The organism is Cognatilysobacter tabacisoli, assembly GCF_003586305.1.
Classification (GTDB): domain Bacteria; phylum Pseudomonadota; class Gammaproteobacteria; order Xanthomonadales; family Xanthomonadaceae; genus Cognatilysobacter_A; species Cognatilysobacter_A tabacisoli.
Map to the genome: position 1 here is coordinate 1,718,311 of NZ_QXJI01000001.1, position 17,934 is coordinate 1,736,244.

14 protein-coding genes and 1 other RNA gene are annotated in these 17,934 nt (G+C 71.4%); 12 read left to right on the plus strand and 3 right to left on the minus strand.

Going from position 1 to position 17,934, the window contains the following annotated elements:
- The 4 genes from D3A60_RS12450 (at position 1) to D3A60_RS12465 (ending at position 4,271) form a co-directional block, all read left to right on the plus strand.
- A complete protein-coding gene (locus D3A60_RS12450) occupies positions 1-297 on the plus strand; it encodes an antibiotic biosynthesis monooxygenase family protein (protein WP_119718952.1) in 297 nt (98 codons plus the stop codon).
- Positions 291-1,445, plus strand: coding sequence for a radical SAM family heme chaperone HemW (gene hemW, locus D3A60_RS12455; protein ID WP_119718953.1), 1,155 nt, complete (start codon positions 291-293; stop codon positions 1,443-1,445). Before D3A60_RS12450 ends, hemW begins: the two co-directional genes overlap by 7 nt.
- 196 nt (positions 1,446-1,641) lie before the next feature.
- Positions 1,642-3,924 carry a DUF1631 domain-containing protein gene (locus tag D3A60_RS12460; protein ID WP_119718954.1) on the plus strand — a complete coding sequence of 761 codons (2,283 nt, stop codon included), beginning with the start codon at positions 1,642-1,644 and terminating at the stop codon, positions 3,922-3,924.
- On the plus strand, positions 3,921-4,271 hold the full coding sequence (locus D3A60_RS12465; RefSeq protein ID WP_119718955.1) for a PilZ domain-containing protein: 351 nt from the start codon (positions 3,921-3,923) through the stop codon (positions 4,269-4,271). Before D3A60_RS12460 ends, D3A60_RS12465 begins: the two co-directional genes overlap by 4 nt.
- A 6-nt stretch (positions 4,272-4,277) precedes the next feature.
- Here the strand turns inward: D3A60_RS12465 and D3A60_RS12470 are convergent, their stop codons facing one another.
- Complete coding sequence (locus D3A60_RS12470) at positions 4,278-6,929, minus strand: bifunctional diguanylate cyclase/phosphodiesterase (protein ID WP_231120487.1); 2,652 nt, start codon at positions 6,927-6,929, stop codon at positions 4,278-4,280.
- A gap of 67 nt (positions 6,930-6,996) precedes the next feature.
- Between D3A60_RS12470 and pepQ the strand changes: the two genes are divergently transcribed.
- Positions 6,997-8,325, plus strand: coding sequence for a Xaa-Pro dipeptidase (gene pepQ / locus D3A60_RS12475; RefSeq protein ID WP_119718957.1), 1,329 nt, complete (start codon positions 6,997-6,999; stop codon positions 8,323-8,325).
- Between the two features lie 82 nt (positions 8,326-8,407).
- Here pepQ and D3A60_RS12480 read toward each other — a convergent pair whose 3' ends face one another.
- Complete coding sequence (locus D3A60_RS12480; RefSeq protein ID WP_119718958.1) at positions 8,408-9,745, minus strand: aminopeptidase P N-terminal domain-containing protein; 1,338 nt, start codon at positions 9,743-9,745, stop codon at positions 8,408-8,410.
- 49 nt (positions 9,746-9,794) lie between these two features.
- The gene (locus tag D3A60_RS14560; protein WP_231120488.1) at positions 9,795-10,343 is read right to left on the minus strand and encodes a UPF0149 family protein; all 549 of its coding nucleotides are present in this window, start codon (positions 10,341-10,343) and stop codon (positions 9,795-9,797) included.
- Positions 10,344-10,445: 102 nt separating this feature from the next.
- Between D3A60_RS14560 and D3A60_RS12485 the strand changes: the two genes are divergently transcribed.
- From D3A60_RS12485 to rpiA, 7 genes are all read left to right on the plus strand, one after another.
- Positions 10,446-15,005, plus strand: coding sequence for an EAL domain-containing protein (locus D3A60_RS12485; protein ID WP_196778721.1), 4,560 nt, complete (start codon positions 10,446-10,448; stop codon positions 15,003-15,005).
- A gap of 31 nt (positions 15,006-15,036) precedes the next feature.
- The gene (locus D3A60_RS12490; protein ID WP_119718960.1) at positions 15,037-15,258 is read left to right on the plus strand and encodes a TIGR02449 family protein; all 222 of its coding nucleotides are present in this window, start codon (positions 15,037-15,039) and stop codon (positions 15,256-15,258) included.
- Positions 15,255-15,554 (plus strand): cell division protein ZapA, encoded by a 300-nt coding sequence (locus tag D3A60_RS12495; RefSeq protein ID WP_119718961.1) that lies wholly within the window; start codon positions 15,255-15,257, stop codon positions 15,552-15,554. The genes D3A60_RS12490 and D3A60_RS12495 overlap by 4 nt, the downstream gene beginning before the upstream one ends.
- Positions 15,555-15,651: 97 nt before the next feature.
- A non-coding RNA gene (gene ssrS / locus D3A60_RS12500) (6S RNA) lies at positions 15,652-15,837 on the plus strand.
- 65 nt (positions 15,838-15,902) lie between these two features.
- The gene (locus D3A60_RS12505) at positions 15,903-16,508 is read left to right on the plus strand and encodes a 5-formyltetrahydrofolate cyclo-ligase (RefSeq protein WP_119718962.1); all 606 of its coding nucleotides are present in this window, start codon (positions 15,903-15,905) and stop codon (positions 16,506-16,508) included.
- On the plus strand, positions 16,505-16,984 hold the full coding sequence (locus D3A60_RS12510) for an EVE domain-containing protein (RefSeq protein WP_119718963.1): 480 nt from the start codon (positions 16,505-16,507) through the stop codon (positions 16,982-16,984). The genes D3A60_RS12505 and D3A60_RS12510 overlap by 4 nt, the downstream gene beginning before the upstream one ends.
- Positions 16,981-17,628, plus strand: a complete 648-nt coding sequence (rpiA, locus tag D3A60_RS12515) for a ribose-5-phosphate isomerase RpiA (RefSeq protein ID WP_119718964.1) — start codon at positions 16,981-16,983, stop codon at positions 17,626-17,628. The genes D3A60_RS12510 and rpiA overlap by 4 nt, the downstream gene beginning before the upstream one ends.
- The last annotated feature ends 306 nt before the right edge of the window (positions 17,629-17,934 follow it).

The window sequence follows — 17,934 nt, forward strand, 5'->3', positions numbered from 1 at the left end:
ATGCACGTGGTGCTGTGGCGCTACGTGGTGCGGCCGGGAGCGGAAGCGGCGTTCGAGGCGCTGCACGGCGCCGACGGCCCGTGGACCACGCTGTTCGCCGACTACGCCGGCTGGCTCGGCACCGAGCTGCTGCGCGAGGACGACGCAGGCCGTTACCTGACCATCGACCGCTGGACGTCGGAGGACGCGTACGTCGCGTTCCTCGCCGATGCGAGCGAGCGCTATGCGGCGCTCGACGAACGCGGTGACGCGCTGACGCTGGCCGAGGAGCGCGTCGGCGCCTACCGCCCGTGCTGACCACGCCGCCCCTGTCGCTGTACGTCCACGTCCCGTGGTGCGTTCGCAAATGCCCGTACTGCGATTTCAACTCGCACGAGGGGCGCGGCGCGCTGCCGTTCGATGCCTACGTCGACGCGCTGCTGGCCGACCTCGACCACGACCTGCCGCTGGCGTGGGGCCGCACGGTGCACACGGTGTTCTTCGGCGGCGGCACGCCGAGCCTGATGCCGGCCGAGTGCATCGACCGCTTCCTGCAGGGCGCGAGCAGCCGGCTGCGCTTCGCGCCGGGCTGCGAGATCACGCTGGAGACCAACCCGGGCACCGCCGAGCACGGGCGCTTCGAGGGCTACCGCGCCGCCGGCGTGAACCGGTTGAGCTTCGGCATCCAGAGTTTCGACGACGGCTGCCTTCAGCGGCTCGGCCGCATCCACGACAGCGGCGAGGCCGAGGCCGCGGTCAAGCTCGCGCAGGATGCCGGGTTCGACAACCTCAACCTCGACCTGATGTACGCCCTGCCCGGCCAGTCGCTGGCGATGGCCGAGCACGACCTGGAGCGCGCGTTCGCGCTGCAGCCGGCGCACGTGAGCCACTACCAGTTGACGCTCGAACCGAACACGGTGTTCGCCGCGCGTCCGCCGCAGGGGATCCCCGACGACGACGCCAGCTGGGACATGCAGGAGCACTGCCAGGCGATGCTCTCCGACGCCGGCTATGCGCAGTACGAAGTCAGCGCGTACGCGCAGCCGGGCCGCCAGTGCGCGCACAACCTGAACTACTGGCGCTTCGGCGACTACCTGGGCATCGGCGCCGGCGCGCACGGCAAGCTGACCCTCGGCGCCGAGCAGACGATCCTGCGCCGCTGGAAGCACAAGCGCCCGGCCGACTTCATGGCCAAGGCCGGCACCGCGGCGGCGATCGGCGCCGACGAGCGCATCGCGCCGGCGCGTCGCCCGTTCGAGTACATGCTCAACACGCTGCGGCTGGTGGACGGGTTCGACCTGGCTGCGTTCGAGGCGCGCACCGGGCTGCCGCGCGCGCACATCGCGCCGCAGCTCGACGAGGCGGTCGCCCGTGGCTGGCTGACGGTGGACGGCGACCGCGTGCACCCGACTGACGCCGGCCGGCGCTTCACCAACGACGTGGTGTCCCTGTTCCTCGACGCCTGAGTGGCGCGCGCGGGCGGCCGTATCCGCGGCATTCTGAACAGGCGCCCGAGGGCGCTGGCATCCAATTTGCTCCTGCAAGCGCGCGTGGCCGGTTTCGGGCCGGCCGTACGCTCTACCCAATAGGCCGGACGTCGGCTGAGCTGGCGCCCCCCCTGCCGGCGTGATTAGATCGCGGCAATCGCACCGGGTACCTTCCATGTCGGCCAGTTTCGAACCTCTCGGCAGTGCGGTCGCCCGGCCGACCCTGGCGGCGGCCCCGCTGCCCCGGCGCGTACGGCGGGTGCTCGAGCACCTGTATGCCCTGGTGTCCGACGACATGGCCCGCGCGCTCGAGCGGATGCTCGCCGATTTCGAGCAGCAGCTGTTCCGGCTCGCCGACCACGCGCGCAACCCGGGCCTGCAGGCCGTCCATTTCGAAACGCTGCGCATCGTTCGGCTCAATCGCGCCGACCTGATCCCGCGCTTCCTCGGCGGCCTCGAAAGCGGCCTGTGCCAGATCCGCGACCCCTACGTCGCGCCGGACCAGCTGCACGTTCCGCTGCAGTTCCGCGAGTTGCGGCTGGTCGACGACAGCGAGATCAGCGAAGAGAGCGTCATGCGCGGCATCGCCGTGCGCCACGAATCGCGCGCGGGCCTGGCCCTGCACCTGCTCGGCCAGCGCTTCGGCGTGCTGGCCGGCGCGCCTGCGTTCGACGCCGAGCGGCTTCCGGTCGGCCCGCACCGGCTGGCGCACCTGCTCGCCGACGCCGCGCGCGTGCTGCAGATCGACGTCGACGCGCGTCTCACCCTGTTCCGCAGCTTCGACCAGCAGGCGATGGCCGGCTACGCGCAGCTCGCCGAAACGATGAACGCGCTGCTCGCGCGCGAGAACATCCTGCCCGGGCTGGCGTTCGTGCCGATCCGGATCCGACCGACGCTGCAGGCCGACCTCAGCGGCGAGACGGCGCAGGCGCGCCGCGAAGGACGCGCCGCCGCCGCCGAAGCGCGCGACGCGCAGCGTCCGCACACCGGCTGGTATGGCGATGCCCCCGCGCCGCGCGATGAGGAGGACGAGACCTCGGCCTTCGTCAGCCTGCAGGAGCTGCTGGCCAGCCGCCGCGACCTGCTCGGCAAGCTCCGCCCCGGCGTCGCCGAGGCCGCCCCGCAGCCGCAACTGAGCACGGCCGACGTGCTGTCCGCGCTGGCCAAGCTGCAGTCGGCCGCGACCCGCACCGCGGCCCCGCATGCCGCGCCGCCGGCGAGCGTGCAGGACGTGCGCCAGGCGCTGTTGGTGCAGACCCGCCAGCAACGCGGCCAGGCCACGGCGATGTCGCGCGAGGACAGCGACGCGTTCGAGCTGCTGTCGCTGCTGTACGCCGAGATCGGCCGGGAACTGCGCCAGGACGCGCCCAGCGCGGGCCTGATGAACCGCCTGCAGGTGCCGCTGCTGCGCGTCGCACTGCAGGACCGGGGCTTCTTCGTCCGCAGCCAGCACCCGGCGCGGCAGCTGCTCAATGCCGTCGCCGAAGCCGGCGCCACGTGGCTGGCCGACGACGAGGCCGATCCCCAGCTCAACGACCAGCTGCGCCACGCCGTCGACCACGTGGTCGAGCACTACCAGGGCGACGCCGCCGTGTTCGAGGCCGCCAACCACCGGCTGCAGGACCATCTCCAGGCGATGGCGCGCAAGGCGGAGGTCACCGAACGCCGCCACGTCGAGGCCGCGCGCGGCAAGGAGAAGCTCGAGCTCGCCAAGCACCGCGCCGCGCAGGTGATCGAGGAAGCGGTCCACGACCACAAGCTGCCGAAGTTCCTGCGCAGCCTGCTGACGCAGGCGTGGTCCGACGTGCTGACCCTGTCGCTGCTGCGCCACGGCGAGGACTCCGACGACTGGCGCCGCCACTTGGCGGCCACGCACGAGATCGTCGCGGCTAACGGTCCGCAGGCGCGCGCGATCGACCAGGCGCTGCCCGGCCAGATCGAGCACGCGCTGAGCCTGGTCGGCTACCACGCCGACGACGCGAGCGAGATCGCGCGCCGGCTGACCGCGGGCCCCAACGCCGACGAGGACCCGGCATCGCGCACCGAGCTGGCGATGAAGCTCAAGGCGCGCGCGCGGCTGGGCGAGGACAACGCACCGGCGCGCGCACCGGCGACGCCCCGCTCCGCCGAGGAGCAGGCCGCGTACGAGCGGCTGCGCCTGCTGCCGTTCGGCACGTGGTTCGAGTTCGTGACCAACCAGCAGGGCGACTTCGTGCGCCGCCGGCTGTCGTGGTTCAGCCCGGTCACCGACAACTCACTGTTCGTCAACCAGCGCGGCCAGCGCGTCGGCGAGCATTCGCTCGACAGCCTGGCGCGGATGGTCGCGGCCGGCCAGGCACGCATCGTGCCCGCCGAGCGCGGCCGGCTGGTCGACCGCGCCTGGCACAGCGCGCTCAACGCGCTGAAGAATTTCGCCCGCCGCAAGCACAAGGACGCCACCACGGAGGACGCCACGTGATCGACGAATACCGCCGCGTCCGCCGCCGCCGCGTCGAGCAGGCCGTGCACGTCGTCGACACGATGACCGACACGGTGATCGGGCGGCTGGGCAACGTGTCCGAGAGCGGCATGCTGATGGTCGCCAGCACGCCGCTGATGGTCGATGCGCTGTACCAGGTGCGCTTCGCGCTCGGCGACTCGCCCAGCGGCGGCGAACCGATCGAGGTTGGCGCGCACCTGCTTTGGCAGGACGAGGGCGGCCCGGCCGGGCACAACTGGTCCGGCTTCCGCTTCATCACGATGCTCGAGAGCCAGATGCTGCAGCTGCGGCAGTGGCTGGACTCGCCGGGCGGCCGGTTCGAGTAGGGGCGCTCAGCCCGCGCCGCCGAACGCACGTTCGGCCCGCTGGAACAGCACGGCCTCGGGCACGTGCAGCGCATAGCCTTGGGCGAAATCCACGCCGATGCCGCGCAGCGCGTCGGCGATCTCGGTGCTGGTCACCCACTCGGCCACCACGGCCAGCCCGCGCTGGTGGCCGATGTCGGTCACCGCGCGCACGATCGAGTGGCTCATCGGGTCGACCAGCAGGTCGCGGATGAAGCTGCCGTCGATCTTGATGATGTCGACCGGCAAGTTCTTCAGGTAGCCGAACGACGACATGCCGGCGCCGAAATCGTCGAGGGCGATCTTGCAGCCGACCTCGCGCAGGCGCTGGATGAACCGCCCCACCTGCGCCAGGTTGCGAACGGCGACCGTCTCGGTGATCTCGAAGCACACGCGCTCGGGCGCGATGCCGTAGTGCTGCATGCGGTCGAGGATCAGGTCGACCAGCGACTCGTCATCGATGCTGGCGCCGGACAGGTTGATCGTCGCCAGCTGCAGGTCCGCGCCGGACGGATGCAGCTGGTCGAAGTGGCCCAGCGCGGTCTCGATCACCCAGCGGTCGATCAGCGGCATCAGCCCGTAGCGCTCGGCCGCCGGCATGAACGCGCCCGGCAGCACGCGCTGGCCGTGCTCGTCGCGCAAGCGCAGCAGAAGCTCGATGTGCGGGCCACGCGGCGTGCGCGCACCGAGCGGCCACACTTCCTGGTACTCCAGCCGCAGGCGCTGTTCGTCGATTGCCCAGCGCAGCCGGCTGACCCACTCCATCTCGCTGCGCCGGCGCGCGATGTCGTCGTCCTGCTCGGAGTAGAAGTGCACGCGGTTGCGGCCGGATTCCTTGGCCATGTAGCACGCGGTGTCGGCCTGGGCGAACAGGTCGCGCAGGTCCAGCGCGGCGCGGTCGATCATCACCACGCCGATGCTCGCGCTCACCGTGTACGTGCGCTGCTGCCAGACGAACACGTAGCCGTCGATGCGCTCGCGCATGCGCTCGGCGACCTGGCGCGCGTCGGCCTCGTCGCGGATGCCGGCGCTGAGCACGCCGAATTCATCGCCGCCCAGGCGCGCCAGCACGTCGCCGGTGCGCAGCTGCTCGCGCATCATCACCGCCAGCTGCGACAGCAGCTGGTCGCCCGCCATGTGGCCGGAGGTGTCGTTGATCAGCTTGAACTGGTCGAGGTCGATGAACAGCAGCGCCGCCGCCGGCCCGCCGCGCGCCACGCCGTCGAGCGCGCGCTCGACGCGGCGTTCGAACTCGCGCCGGTTGAACAGTTCGGTCAGCGCGTCGTGGCTGGCCTGGTAGGTCAACAGCTCGGTCAGCTGGCGCTGCTCGGAGATGTCGGTGGCGACCATCAGCAGGCTCGATTCGCCGCCGAGCGTCACCGGGGCGATCGACACGCTGGCCCAGAAGTGGTCGCCGGCGACGCTGCGCAGCACCGCCTCGGCGCTGTTGAACGTCGGCGGCTCGTAGCCGCGCAGGCGCGCACGCAGGTCTTCGTCCTCGAACAGTGCCGGCAGTTCGGTGCCCTGCACGTCCTCACCCAGGCGCACGCGCGAGGCCTGGTTCGCATAGCGGATGCGGCGGTCGTCGCCGTGCGCGAGCAGCACCAGCGCCGGCAGCAGCTCGTTCAGCGCGCGGAAGCGCTCCTCGCTTTCGCGGAAGCGGTGGCTCATGCGCCAGCCCAGCTCCAGCGCGCGGCGGCGGGTGCTCGCGACCGACCAGACCAGCAGCGCCAGCAGCACACTTGCCAGCAGCCCGGGCCAGAGCCCCGGCTGCTGCCACAGCGGTGCGATCGCGGCCTCGCGCACCGGGTGCATCTCGATCCGCCACACGCGTCCGCCGTACGTCAGGTCGCGGTCGAACGCGAAGTCGCCGTCGGCGTGGAAGTGCCGCTCCGGGTGCGAATCGAACAGTCCGCGCGCGTCGCCGTCGCGGCCGTCGGTCACGTCGCTGACGCGCACGTGCATGGAGTCGCGAACGTCCGTCGGCAGCGCGTTGTCGATCAGCGTCCCGACCCGGAACGACACCGCGATCGAGCCGCGCATGCGTGCGCGCCGGTCGGGCTGCGCGTCCGGCGGTGAGCCCGGCGCATACACCGGCAGCCGCAGCGTCACGCCCTCGGGGCCACGGCCCTGCTCGGCCAATTGGATCAGCATGAACGGTGCCGACAGCGACGGCTGGTCGGTGTCGCGCGAGCGCAGCACGGCCGCCAGGTTGGCCGGCTGACGACTGAGGTCTAGGCCGAGGACCGGCTCATTGCCGCGCAGCGGGGCCACCATCGTCGTCACGAAGCGCTCGCCGCGCGCGTCGTCCTGGCGTTGGGCATACGCCAGTGCGATCAGGCTGGGAAACTGCTCGCGCGGCCGGAGATTCGCGTAGACGTCGGCGAACTCGCCCGGCGTGACTTCGGTCGAGGTCAGGAACAGGGTCTGCACCGAGCGCACCAGCATCCCGCAGGCGCGCAGCTGGCTTTCGAGCGCGGCGTAGCTGCGTTCGGCGGTCGCGGTCAGCACCCCGATCGCGTCGCGCTGCACGCGTTCTCGCTCGCGCGCGGCGACCCAAAGCGTCAACGACGCGCCGAGCACCAGGGCGAACAGGCTCCACAGCCATGCGGAACGGCGATGCGGCAGACGCGCAGGCATCAGGCCGTCGGCCTGCGGCGAAGGCGAGAATCCGTCAAAATTCCCCGACGCCCCCAAGGAATACCCCATGTCCGTCCAAGACCTAGCGATGGTATACCCGGCTCACGTGAGCGAGATGCAGCGGCGCGCCACCGAGGCGCTGGGGCGTGGCGGCTTCGACCACCTCGTGGTGCCCAGCGGCACCTCGCACTACCACCTGTTCGACGATCGGGACTACCCGTACGCGGTCAACCCGCAGTTCAAAGCCTGGCTGCCGCTGGTGCGCAACCCGGGCAGCTGGCTGGTGTTCACCCCGGGCCAGCGCCCGAAGCTGGTGTACCTGCAGCCGTTCGACTACTGGCACGTGGTGCCGCAGGCACCGGCCGGGTACTGGCTCGAGCACTTCGACGTGGTCGTGATCCGCGAGCCCGACGAGGCGCTGCAGCACCTGCCGCGCGACCCGGCGCGCTGCGCGATCCTCGGCGAGCCGCAGAGCACGGTCGGTGGCTTCGCCCCGAACAACCCGGCGCCGGTGCTGCAGTACCTCGAGTTCCACCGCGCCTACAAGACGCCGTACGAGGTCGCGATGATGCGCGCGGCGACGCGCCGCGGCGTGCGCGCGCACCGCGCCGCCGAGCGCGCGTTCCGCGCCGGCGCCAGCGAGTTCGGCATCCACCTGGTCTACTGCCAGGCCGCCGCGCAGGACGCGATGGAGCTGCCCTACAACAACATCATTGCGCTCAACGAACACGGCGCCGTGCTGCACTACACCGAACGCGACCGCGTCGCCCCGGCGACGTCGCGCAGCTTCCTGATCGACGCCGGCGCCAGCCACGACGGCTACGCCTGCGACATCACCCGCACCTACGCGGCCGACACCGGCAGCGAGTTCCAGGCGCTGGTCGACGCGGTCGATGCTGCGCAGCGGACGATGTGCGACCAGGTCCGCGCCGGCGTCGACTACAGGCAGCTGCACCTCGACGCGCACCAGGCGCTCGCTGCGATCCTCAAGGACTTCGGGCTGGTCACGGTGTCGCCGGAAGCGGCCGTCGCGACCGGCGTCAGCAGCGCGTTCTTCCCGCACGGCATCGGCCACGGCATCGGCCTGCAGGTGCACGACGTCGCCGGCTTCGCCGCCAGCGACGCCGGCGGCACGATCCCCAAGCCCGAAGGCCATCCGTACCTGCGCCTGACCCGCGACCTCGCGCCGGGCATGGCGGTGACCATCGAACCGGGCCTGTATTTCATCGACCTGCTGCTCGACAAGCTCAAGGCCGACGGTCGGGGCGACAGCGTCGACTGGAGCCGTGTCGAGGCGTTCAAGCCGTACGGCGGCATCCGCATCGAGGACGACGTGGTCTGCACCGACGCCGACCCGATCAACCTCACCCGCGAAGGGTTCGCCGAGGCGGCCTGACGCTACGCGGCGGCACGAACGCAGACAGGCGCGGATGTCCGCGCCTGTTCGCATCTGAGCCGGAGGATGCAGGTGCCGCGCGCTAGGCGGCGCGGGCCGGGTCCGCCATCAGCGCCTCGACCTGGTCCGCGCGGCGCGCCAGCGCGTCGGTCAGCACCGTGGGCCCGTCGGCCGTGACCAGCACGTCGTCTTCGATCCGGATGCCGATGCCGCGCCATTTCGCCTCGACGCTGGTGTCGTCGGCGCCGATGTACAGCCCCGGCTCGATCGTGAACACCATGCCCGGCTCGAGCAGCCGCGACTGCCCGTCGATGCGGTATTCGCCGACGTCGTGCACGTCAAGGCCCAGCCAGTGCCCGGTCTTGTGCCGGTAGAAACGCTTGTAGCTGCCGTCGGCGAGGTTCTTGCCCAGCTTGCCCTTCAGCAGGCCCAGACGCAGCAGGCCTTCGGTCAGGGTCTCGACCGCGGCAACGTGGCCGGCCTCGTACGGCACCCCGACCCGCGCCTGCGCCAGCGCGGCCGCCTGCGCATCGCAGACCAGGTCGTGCAGCGCGCGCTGGGCCGCGGTGAAGCGGCCGTTGACCGGGAACGTGCGGGTGATGTCGGCCGCGTAGCCGCGGTACTCGGCGCCGGCGTCGATCAGCACCAGGTCGCCGTCCTTCGCCGCGGCGGCGTTGGCGTGGTAGTGCAGCACGCACGCGTTGGCGCCGGCGCCGACGATGCTGCCGTACGCGGGCTGCGCGTCGTGGCGGCGGAACTCGCGTTCGATCTCCGCCTGCAGCTCGTACTCGCGGATCCCGGGCCGGGCGATCCGCATCGCCGCCTCGTGCGCGCGGACGCTGATCTCGGCCGCGCGGCGCATCAGCTTCAGCTCATCGCGGTCCTTGAACAGCCGCAGCTCGTCGAGCAGGTGGCCGAGCTCGAGGAACTCGTGCGGCGGCTGCGCGCCCTGGCGCACCATCGCGCGCACGCGGTTGAGCCAGCCGATCAGCTTGAGGTCGAACTCCTGGTCGCGGCCGAAGTGGTAGTACACGCGCGACCGGCCCTCGAGCAGCCCCGGCAGGATGTCGTCGAGGTCGGTGATCGGGTACGCGTCGTCCATGCCGAACGCCTCGACCGCGCCTTCCGGGCCGAAGCGCGGGCCGTCCCAGCCTTCGCGCTCGAGATCGCGCTCGCGGCAGAACAGCAGGGTCTCGCCGTGCTTGCGCCCCGGCACCAGCACCAGCACCGCCTCGGGTTCGGGGAAGCCGGTGAGGTACAGCAGGTCGGAGTCCTGCCGGAACGGGTAGTGCGTGTCGCGGCTGCGGATGCGTTCGGGCGCGGCCGGCAGCACCAGGATGGCGTCGTCGCCGGCCATCCGCATCAGCTGGCGTCGACGGCGGGCGTAGGCCTTGGCGGGAATCGACAGCGGCTTGGTCATCGCGGCGTGCAGTGGGGTCGTGCGGTGGCGCCGTGCACCGGCGCGGCGGTCAGTTGAGACGCTGGCGATGCTGCGCGGCCAGCACGCAGTCGCCGTGCAGCAGCAGCGCGGCGACGCGGACGAACTCCTCGATCTCGACGAGCGCTTCCTCATCGTCGTCGTCGCCTTCGTCCTGGGCCTGCGCGCCGGCCAGCCGCGCGAGGTCGCCGAGCGCCTCGCGGCCTTCGTCGGACAGCTTCGGGTCCGCGCCGGCGGCCAGTCCGAACCCGCCGAGGAAGCCGCGGCACCAGTCGAACAGCGCGCCGCTGCGGTCGGCCAGCGACGCGTCGCCCTCCGGCAGCAGCAGCTCGAAACGGAAGCTGCGGTCGGCCAGCTGCTCGGCGCTGACCGTGCGCAGGCGGTCGAGCGGGCTGTCCGGCTGGGGCGCGAGGATCGCGTCGTCGGCCAGCACTTTCGCCGGCCAGCCGCGCAGCGAAGCGCCGCCGCCGCTGAGCCAGCCGCACAGGCTGCCGTGCAGTTCGGACGGCGACACGGACAGGGCAAAGCGGCGGATTTCGTCGTCGACGGCGTTCAGGCCGGGCAGTTCGGTATCGGACACGTGGCGGCAGGCAGTGGCAGTCGCCGCAGTGTAGCAACGCGCTGCGTGCGTGGCCGGCGGCGGACGGTACACTGCCGCGGACGCCATCTGTTGCAGGGGCCCGTGCGTCTCATTCCTTCCTTCGCCGCGTTGCTGGCCGGACTGCTGTCCGCCTCGGCCGCCCTGTGGGCCCCCGGCGCGGACGCGGCCACGCGCGACTACTACTTCGCCCGCCTCGGCTCCGAGCGCGGGCTCGGGCAGAACTCGGTCAACGCGCTTGCCCAGGACCCGCTCGGGTTCGTCTGGGTCGGTACCCAGGGCGGCCTGCACCGCTACGACGGCCAGCGCTACCAGCTGTACCGCAACGATCCGCGCGACCCGGGTTCGCTGCCCGACAGCTACGTCACCGCGCTGGCGATGCAGGGCGACCAGGCGCTGTGGATCGGCACGTACTCCCAGTACGTCGCGCGCCTGGACCTGCGCAGCGGCCGCATCGAGCGGTTCCGCGCGCTTGGCGACCGATCGGCCGAACGCCAGGTCGCGGCGCTGCTGCCGGCCGGCGGCCGGGTGTGGGTGGGCACGCTGGCGGGCCTGCAGCAGCTCGACCCGGCGACGGGTCAGGTGCGGCGGGTGCTCGACCTCGACCGCACCCTGCTCCGCGGTGGACCGCCGCAGCAGCTGCTGGCCGGCCGCGACGGCGGCGTCTGGTACGCGAGCGCGGCCGGCCTGTACCGGATCGGCGCGCGCGGCGCGAGCGAGCGCATCGGGCCCGCCGTGGCGGTCCGTAGCCTCGCCTACGACCACCGCGGGCAGCTGTGGGTCGGCCGGACCGACGGGCTGTGGCGGCTGCATTCCGACGGGCGATCGCTGGTCGACGCCAGCGCCGCGGCCGACGCCCGCGGCCCGGTGCGGGCGATCGTGGAAGCGCCCGACCGCGCCCTGTGGGTGTCCGTGCACGGCAGCGGCCTGCGCCGCTACCTGCCCGACAGCGGGCGCGTGCTCGCGCTGCGCGAGCTCGGCGGCGTCGACTCCGGGCTGCAGGAAGACACGATCAACGCGCTGATGGTCGATCGCAGCGGGCTGTTGTGGGTCGGCGGTCAGTTCCGCGGCGTGTCGGTGACCGACCCCCGCGGCACCCGCTTCAGCTACGTGTTCGACGCCGACAGCCAGCACGCCGGCGGCGGCGCGGCCGACGACAGCGTGCGCGCGGTGCTGCAGGATCCGGGCGGCGCGCTGCTCGTCGGGACCGACAACGCCCGCCTGCTGCGCTATCGCTTCGAGGACTCCCGCTTCGAGGACATCAGTGCTCGCCTGCCGCCGCACCAGGGCGAGCCGCGGCGGGTGATGGCGCTGGCCTCGGGTGGCGCGGGACGGGCGTGGGTCGCGACCACCGCGGGCCTGTTCCGGCTCGACGCCGACGGCGGGCCGGCGCAGCCGATCGCGCTGGGCGGGCTGACTGATGCGTCGCTGCGCAGCCTGATGGTGGACCGCCGCGGCGACGTGTGGGTCGGGACCAACGGCCGCGGCGCCGTCCACTACCGGCCGGCCACCGGGCAGGTGACGCAGTACGGTTACCGCGAGAACGACCCCGGGCAGCTGTCGCATCCGAGCGTGCACGCGCTGCTGGAGGATCGCCGCGGCCGGATCTGGTTCGGCACCGGCGACGGGCTCGATGTGCTCGAGCCGACGACCGGGCGCGTGCGCCACTACCGCCACGCTCCCGACAGCGACGACAGCCTGCCCGGCAACCTGGTGCGGGCGCTGCACGAAGCCGCCGACGGCACGGTCTGGATCGGCACCCACGCCGGACTGAGCCGGGCGGTCGAGACGGCGGCCGGGCGGATCAGCTTCGTCAATCCGCTCAACGAGGCGACGCGCGAGCGCGCCGCGCCGGTGGTGTTTTCGATCGTCGAGGCGCCCGCCGGCCGGTTCTGGCTCGGCACCGACGTCGGCATCGTCCGCTTCGACGCCGGCGCCGACCGCGTGCGCCGCTACGGCCTCGCCGACGGCCTGCAGGACCTGGAGTTCAACGGCGGTGCCGCCACCCGGCTGGCCGACGGCCGGATCGTGCTCGGCGGCGTGCGCGGGCTCAACGTCTTCGATCCGACTCGCATCGCCGACTCGGCGTACGTGCCGCCGGTGCGGCTGCTGTCGGTGCGCGTCGGCGCCGATGCGCCCAGCGCCACGCCGGCGCTGTCGCAGCCGAGCCGGCTCGACGTCGCCGACGGCGCGGACATCCTGCGCCTGCGAATCGGCGCGCTCGACTTCGCCCCCGCCGCGGACATCCGCTACCGCTACCGGATGGACGGGTTCGACCTGGGCTGGATCGACAACGGCGATCAGCAGGACGTTACCTACACCCGCCTGCCGCCCGGCGACTACGTGTTCCGCGCACAGGCCACCAACCGCGACGGCGTGTGGGGCAGCGACGAACTGCGCCTGCCGGTCCGGATCGCGCCGCCGTGGTGGCTGCACCCGAGCACCCTCGCCGCGGCAGTCATGGTCGCGCTCGCGCTCGCCCTGTGGCTGGGCGTGCAGTGGCACGAGCGCCGCCAGCGCGAGCGCGGCTACTTCCATGCGATCCGCGAGCGCGAGGAGCGCCTCAAGCTGGCGCTGTGGGCCTCGGGCGAGCAGTTCTGGGATTACGACCTGGCCACCCGGACGATGCACCGCATGCGTGCCGACGAGCAGTCCGGCGCGGGCGCGGAGGCCACCGTCGAGATGCGGGCGGTCGACGACCACGAGATCCATCGCGACGACGAGCCCCGCGTGGCGGAGCAGATGCGCCAGCACCTGCGCGGCAGCACGCCGCTGTTCCTGTCCGAGCACCGCGTGCGCGGCGAGAACGGGCAGTGGAACTGGGTGCGCGCCCGCGGCCGCGTGGTCGAGCGCGACGACAACGGCCGGGCGCTGCGCGTCGCCGGCACCGCCCGCGACATCACCGCCAGCCGCAGCGCCGAGCGCGAACGTCGGATCTCCAGCGAGGTGCTGCGCTCGATGGCCGAAGCGGTCGCGGTGTTCGACCGCGACTTCGTGTTCGTGTCGGTCAACCCCGCCTTCACCCGCATGACCGGGTATGGCGACACCGAGGTCATCGGTCTGCCCACCAGCGTGCTCGACAGCGCCCAGCACGACCCGGACTTCTACCAGACCATGCGCGCCGAGCTCGAGCGCAACGGCCGCTGGTCCGGCGAGATCTGGCAGCAGCGCAAGGACGGCCAGGAGTTCCTGTGCTGGCTGCAGGCGAGCGTCGTGCTCGACGCGATCGGCCAGCGCTCGCACTACGTGGCGGTGCTGGGCGACATCACCGACCAGAAGCGCGCCGAGCAGGAGCTGCGCTACCTCGCCAACTACGACACGCTGACCAGCCTGCCGAACCGCACGCTGCTGTCGGAGCGCCTGTCGCGCGCGATCGTCCGCGCGCGCCGCCAGGGCAGCAAGATCGCGGTGCTGTTCCTCGACCTCGACCGCTTCAAGGACATCAACGACTCCCTCGGCCACGCGGCCGGCGACCGTATCCTGCGCGCCGCCGCCGCGCGGCTGCAGCAGACCGTCGGCCCGCACCACACCGTGGCGCGGCTCGGCGGCGACGAGTTCACGATCGTCGCCGAAAACATCGCCAGCGCCGAGGAGGCCGTGCGCGTCGCCCGCAACGTGCTGGCGGCATTCGAGGAGCCGCTCGACGTCGACGAGCGCCACGACGTGTCGATCACCCCGTCGATCGGCATCAGCCTGTACCCCGACCACGCCCAGGTGCCGACCGACCTGCTCAAGCACGCCGACACTGCGATGTACCAGGCGAAGTCGGCCGGCCGCCGCACGTTCATGGCCTACACCGAGACGATGGACGTCGAGATCCGCCGCCGCGCGACGATCTCGGCGGCGCTGCGCAAGGTGCTGGACCGCAACGAACTGCGGCTGGTGTTCCAGCCGAAACTGTCGCTGACCCACCAGCGCATCACCGGCGTCGAAGCGCTGCTGCGCTGGTCGAGCGCCGAGCACGGTGACATCTCGCCGGCGCAGTTCATCCCGCTGGCCGAGGAGAGCGGCCTGATCCTCGACATCGGCGAGTGGGCGCTGCGCGAGGCGTGCAGCGTGCTCAAGCACTGGCGCCAGCACGGACTCGACGAACTGACGATGGCCGTCAACGTCTCGGCCCTGCAGCTGCTGCGCAGCAACCTGCCGAAGGTCGTCGCGCGCGCGCTGGTCGAGTCGGGCGTCCCGCCGGAGCAACTGCAGCTCGAACTGACCGAAAGCGTGATCATGGCCAACGCCGCGCAGACGGCCGCCACCCTGCAGGCGTTCCGCTCGATCGGCGTCAGCCTGGCGATCGACGACTTCGGCACCGGCTATTCGTCGCTGGCCTACCTCAAGCGCCTGCCGATCAACACGCTGAAGATCGACAAGGAATTCGTCGCCGACCTCACGCGCGACCCGGACGACGAGGCCATCACCACCACGGTCATCACGATGGCGCACTCGCTGGGCCTGACCGTGGTGGCCGAGGGCGTCGAGACCGAGGCGCAGATGAACTTCCTGCGCGACCACGGCTGCGACGAGATCCAGGGGTACTGGCTGGCCCGGCCGCTCGAGGCGCAGCACTGCCTCGCGTTCATCCGCACCTGGTCCGCCGGCGCCACTGCCGCGCGCGGCCCGCACGCCGTCGCCCCGGCGACGCCTTGACCCGGCCCCGGGCACTGCTATCGTGCCGGGCATGGACCGCGCCCAACTCCTCGAGCAGATGCAGTCGCTGGCCGCCCGCATCGACGAGCTGTCCGATCGCATGCGCCGGCTGGCCGACGAAAACCGCAGCCTGCGCCAGCAGCAGGAGCAGCTGGTCGGCGAGCGCTCGGCGCTGCTGGCCAAGAACGAGCAGGCGCGCATGCGGGTCGAGGCGATGATCGCGCGGCTGAAGTCACTGGAGCAGCACACGTGAGCGCGTCGCTGCCGGTCACGATCCGCCTGCTCGACCGCGAGTACACGGTCGGCTGTGAGCCGGACGAGCGCGACAGCCTGCTGGCCGCCGCAAAACTGCTCGACTCGAAAATGCGCGAGGTCCGCGGCAGCAACCGCATGGCCGCGCTGGACCGGGTCGCGGTGCTGGCGGCGTTGAATTTCGCCCACGAGTTGCTGCAGCTGCGCAACGACGGCGAAGGCCGCGACCGCGAGCTCGCGCGTACGCTCGGCGACCTGCATCGCCGCCTCGACGGGCTGCTCGACCCACCGCGTTGACGCCACCGCGGGCCGCGCAGCCGCGCACTGAATCGCGTCGGACCGGAGCCGACCGGCGGACGAATCGACCAGCAACTCGCGCGCTATACTCCGCGCACGTCCTCTGCTGTGTTCGACGGCGTGTGCAAACATTCGCCTTGTCCCTTAATGACGACCACGGGGGCGCAGCGGTAGCCCGGAGTGCACGTCCGCCCTCGAGCGGAACGCCCGAAGGCGACCAAGCGTCCCCACTTGAACCCCGGGTTCAAGGTCGTTTCGCACGCATCGGCATGGTGGAGGACTTCTTCTTTCGTCGAACGGGTCCGGCGCGCCGCGCGCATGGATCCGTTCGCATTTCCGGGATCCGGCATGACCCACGATCGTGACGCGCTGCGGCGCGAACTGCGCGCCCGGCGCCGCGATCTCGCCCCGCAGCAGCGCATCGCGGGCGCCGAGCACATCGCCGCCCACCTGCTGTCCCTGCCGTTCGCGCCGACCCATGGATACGTCGCCGGCTACTGGGCCGTCGACGGTGAGATTGCGCTGCACGCATGGCAGCTGCGCCTGCCCGACACCTGTGTGTACTGCCTGCCGGTCCTGGGCGACGACGGGCGGCTGCGGTTCGCGCCGTGGCGGCCCGGTGATGCGCTGGTCAGCAACCGGTTCGGGATCCCGGAACCGGACCTGGATCCGGCGTCGTTGCTGGACCCGGAGCAGCTGACGCTTGCGGTGCTTCCGCTGGTGGGCTTCGACACGCGCGGCCATCGGCTGGGCATGGGCGGCGGCTGGTACGACCGCAGCTTCGCGTTCCGACACGCGCGCCACGCACCGCCGCACCTGGTCGGCGCGGCGTTCGAGGTCCAGCAGGTGGTGAGGCTCGACAACGCCGACTGGGACGTGGCGCTAGACGCCGTCTGCACCGAGGCCGGTACGCACCTGCATCCCGCTCTTGACCTGGACCCTACAACCGCATGACCGCGCGCCGCCGCTACTGGCTTATGAAGTCCGAGCCGGACACGTTCTCGATCGACGACCTGGCCCGCGTACGCGTGGAGCCCTGGAACGGGGTCCGCAATTACCAGGCGCGCAACTTCATGCGCGACGGCATGCAGGTCGGCGATGGCGTGCTGTTCTACCACTCCAGCACCGACGTGCCGGGGGTTGTCGGCACCGCAACCATTGCCAGCACGGCCTACCCGGACCCGACCCAGTTCGATCCGAAGTCCGACTATCACGACCCGAAAAGCCGCCGCGAGGAACCGCGTTGGCTGCTGGTCGACGTCGCGTTCGACCGCAAGTTGAAGCGCACCGTGTCGCTCGACGAGCTCAAGCAGCACGCGGATCGGCTCGGCGAGGAGTTCGCGCTGATCCGTCGCGGGAACCGGCTTTCGATCCTGCCGGTGACCGCCGCGCAGTGGAAATTCATCCTCTCCCTCGAGAATCCGAAATGAGCGAAGCCAAACGGCTGGCCGGCGAGAAAGCGATCGACTACATCGAGGACGGCATGGTGGTCGGTGTCGGCACCGGATCGACGGTCGCCTACTTCATCGACGCGCTGGGTCGCATCCGCGACCGCATCCAAGGCGCCGTCTCCAGTTCGGAACAGAGCACGCAGCGCCTGCGAGCGCTCGGCATCGAAGTCATGGACCTGAATGCCACGGGGCCCCTGCCCCTGTACGTGGACGGCGCAGACGAGTGCGACGCGCACAAGCGCCTGATCAAGGGCGGCGGAGCGGCGCTGACGCGCGAGAAGATCATCGCCGAGGCGAGCAGGACATTCGTCTGCATCGTCGACCCGGCCAAGCGCGTCGACGTGCTCGGCAGATTCCCGCTGCCGGTCGAGGTGATCCCGATGGCACGCAGCCTCGTCGCTCGGGAAATCCTGGCCCAGACCGGCGGCCAACCGGTGTGGCGCGACGGCGTCACAACGGACAACGGCAACTGGATCTTGGACATCCACGGCTTGCGGATCGTGGACCCGGTGGGCCTGGAGTCGGCGATCAACCAGATTCCGGGTGTGGTGAGCGTGGGTCTGTTCGCTCGGCGGCCGGCCGACGTGGTGATCGTGGGCGGTGAGCCGCCGCTCGTGCTGTAGCAGGGCGCTCGGCGGCAGGTGGTACGCGATGAACAGGCCGCCGTGGGGCGGCCTTTTTCATGGGTCCTGTGGGCTCGGGGGCACGTGAATAATCGAGGGGATAATCGCGACGATAATCCTCAAGACACCCGCGGTAGTCGCCCGATGCCCGCAGTGATAATCACAACTGCGACTGCGCATAGCGGCGGTGACGCATCGCGGTAATCCCCAAGCGCCTCGCGGGGTCCCGGGCCTTGAAGCGGCGGCGCGCAGACAAAGAAAAACCCCGCCCTCTTTCGAAGGCGGGGTTTTAGGGTAAAGCCCCTG

Bases quoted from the DNA above. Each gene is read 5' to 3' on its own strand.
- D3A60_RS12450 (WP_119718952.1), top strand. From the start codon at position 1: ATGCACGTGGTGCTGTGGCGCTACGTGGTGCGGCCGGGAGCGGAAGCG.
- D3A60_RS12460 (WP_119718954.1), top strand. From the start codon at position 1,642: ATGTCGGCCAGTTTCGAACCTCTCGGCAGTGCGGTCGCCCGGCCGACC.
- D3A60_RS12470 (WP_231120487.1), bottom strand. From the start codon at position 6,929: ATGCCTGCGCGTCTGCCGCATCGCCGTTCCGCATGGCTGTGGAGCCTG.
- pepQ (WP_119718957.1), top strand. From the start codon at position 6,997: ATGTCCGTCCAAGACCTAGCGATGGTATACCCGGCTCACGTGAGCGAG.
- D3A60_RS12480 (WP_119718958.1), bottom strand. From the start codon at position 9,745: ATGACCAAGCCGCTGTCGATTCCCGCCAAGGCCTACGCCCGCCGTCGA.
- D3A60_RS12490 (WP_119718960.1), top strand. From the start codon at position 15,037: ATGGACCGCGCCCAACTCCTCGAGCAGATGCAGTCGCTGGCCGCCCGC.
- D3A60_RS12505 (WP_119718962.1), top strand. From the start codon at position 15,903: ATGACCCACGATCGTGACGCGCTGCGGCGCGAACTGCGCGCCCGGCGC.
- D3A60_RS12510 (WP_119718963.1), top strand. From the start codon at position 16,505: ATGACCGCGCGCCGCCGCTACTGGCTTATGAAGTCCGAGCCGGACACG.
- rpiA (WP_119718964.1), top strand. From the start codon at position 16,981: ATGAGCGAAGCCAAACGGCTGGCCGGCGAGAAAGCGATCGACTACATC.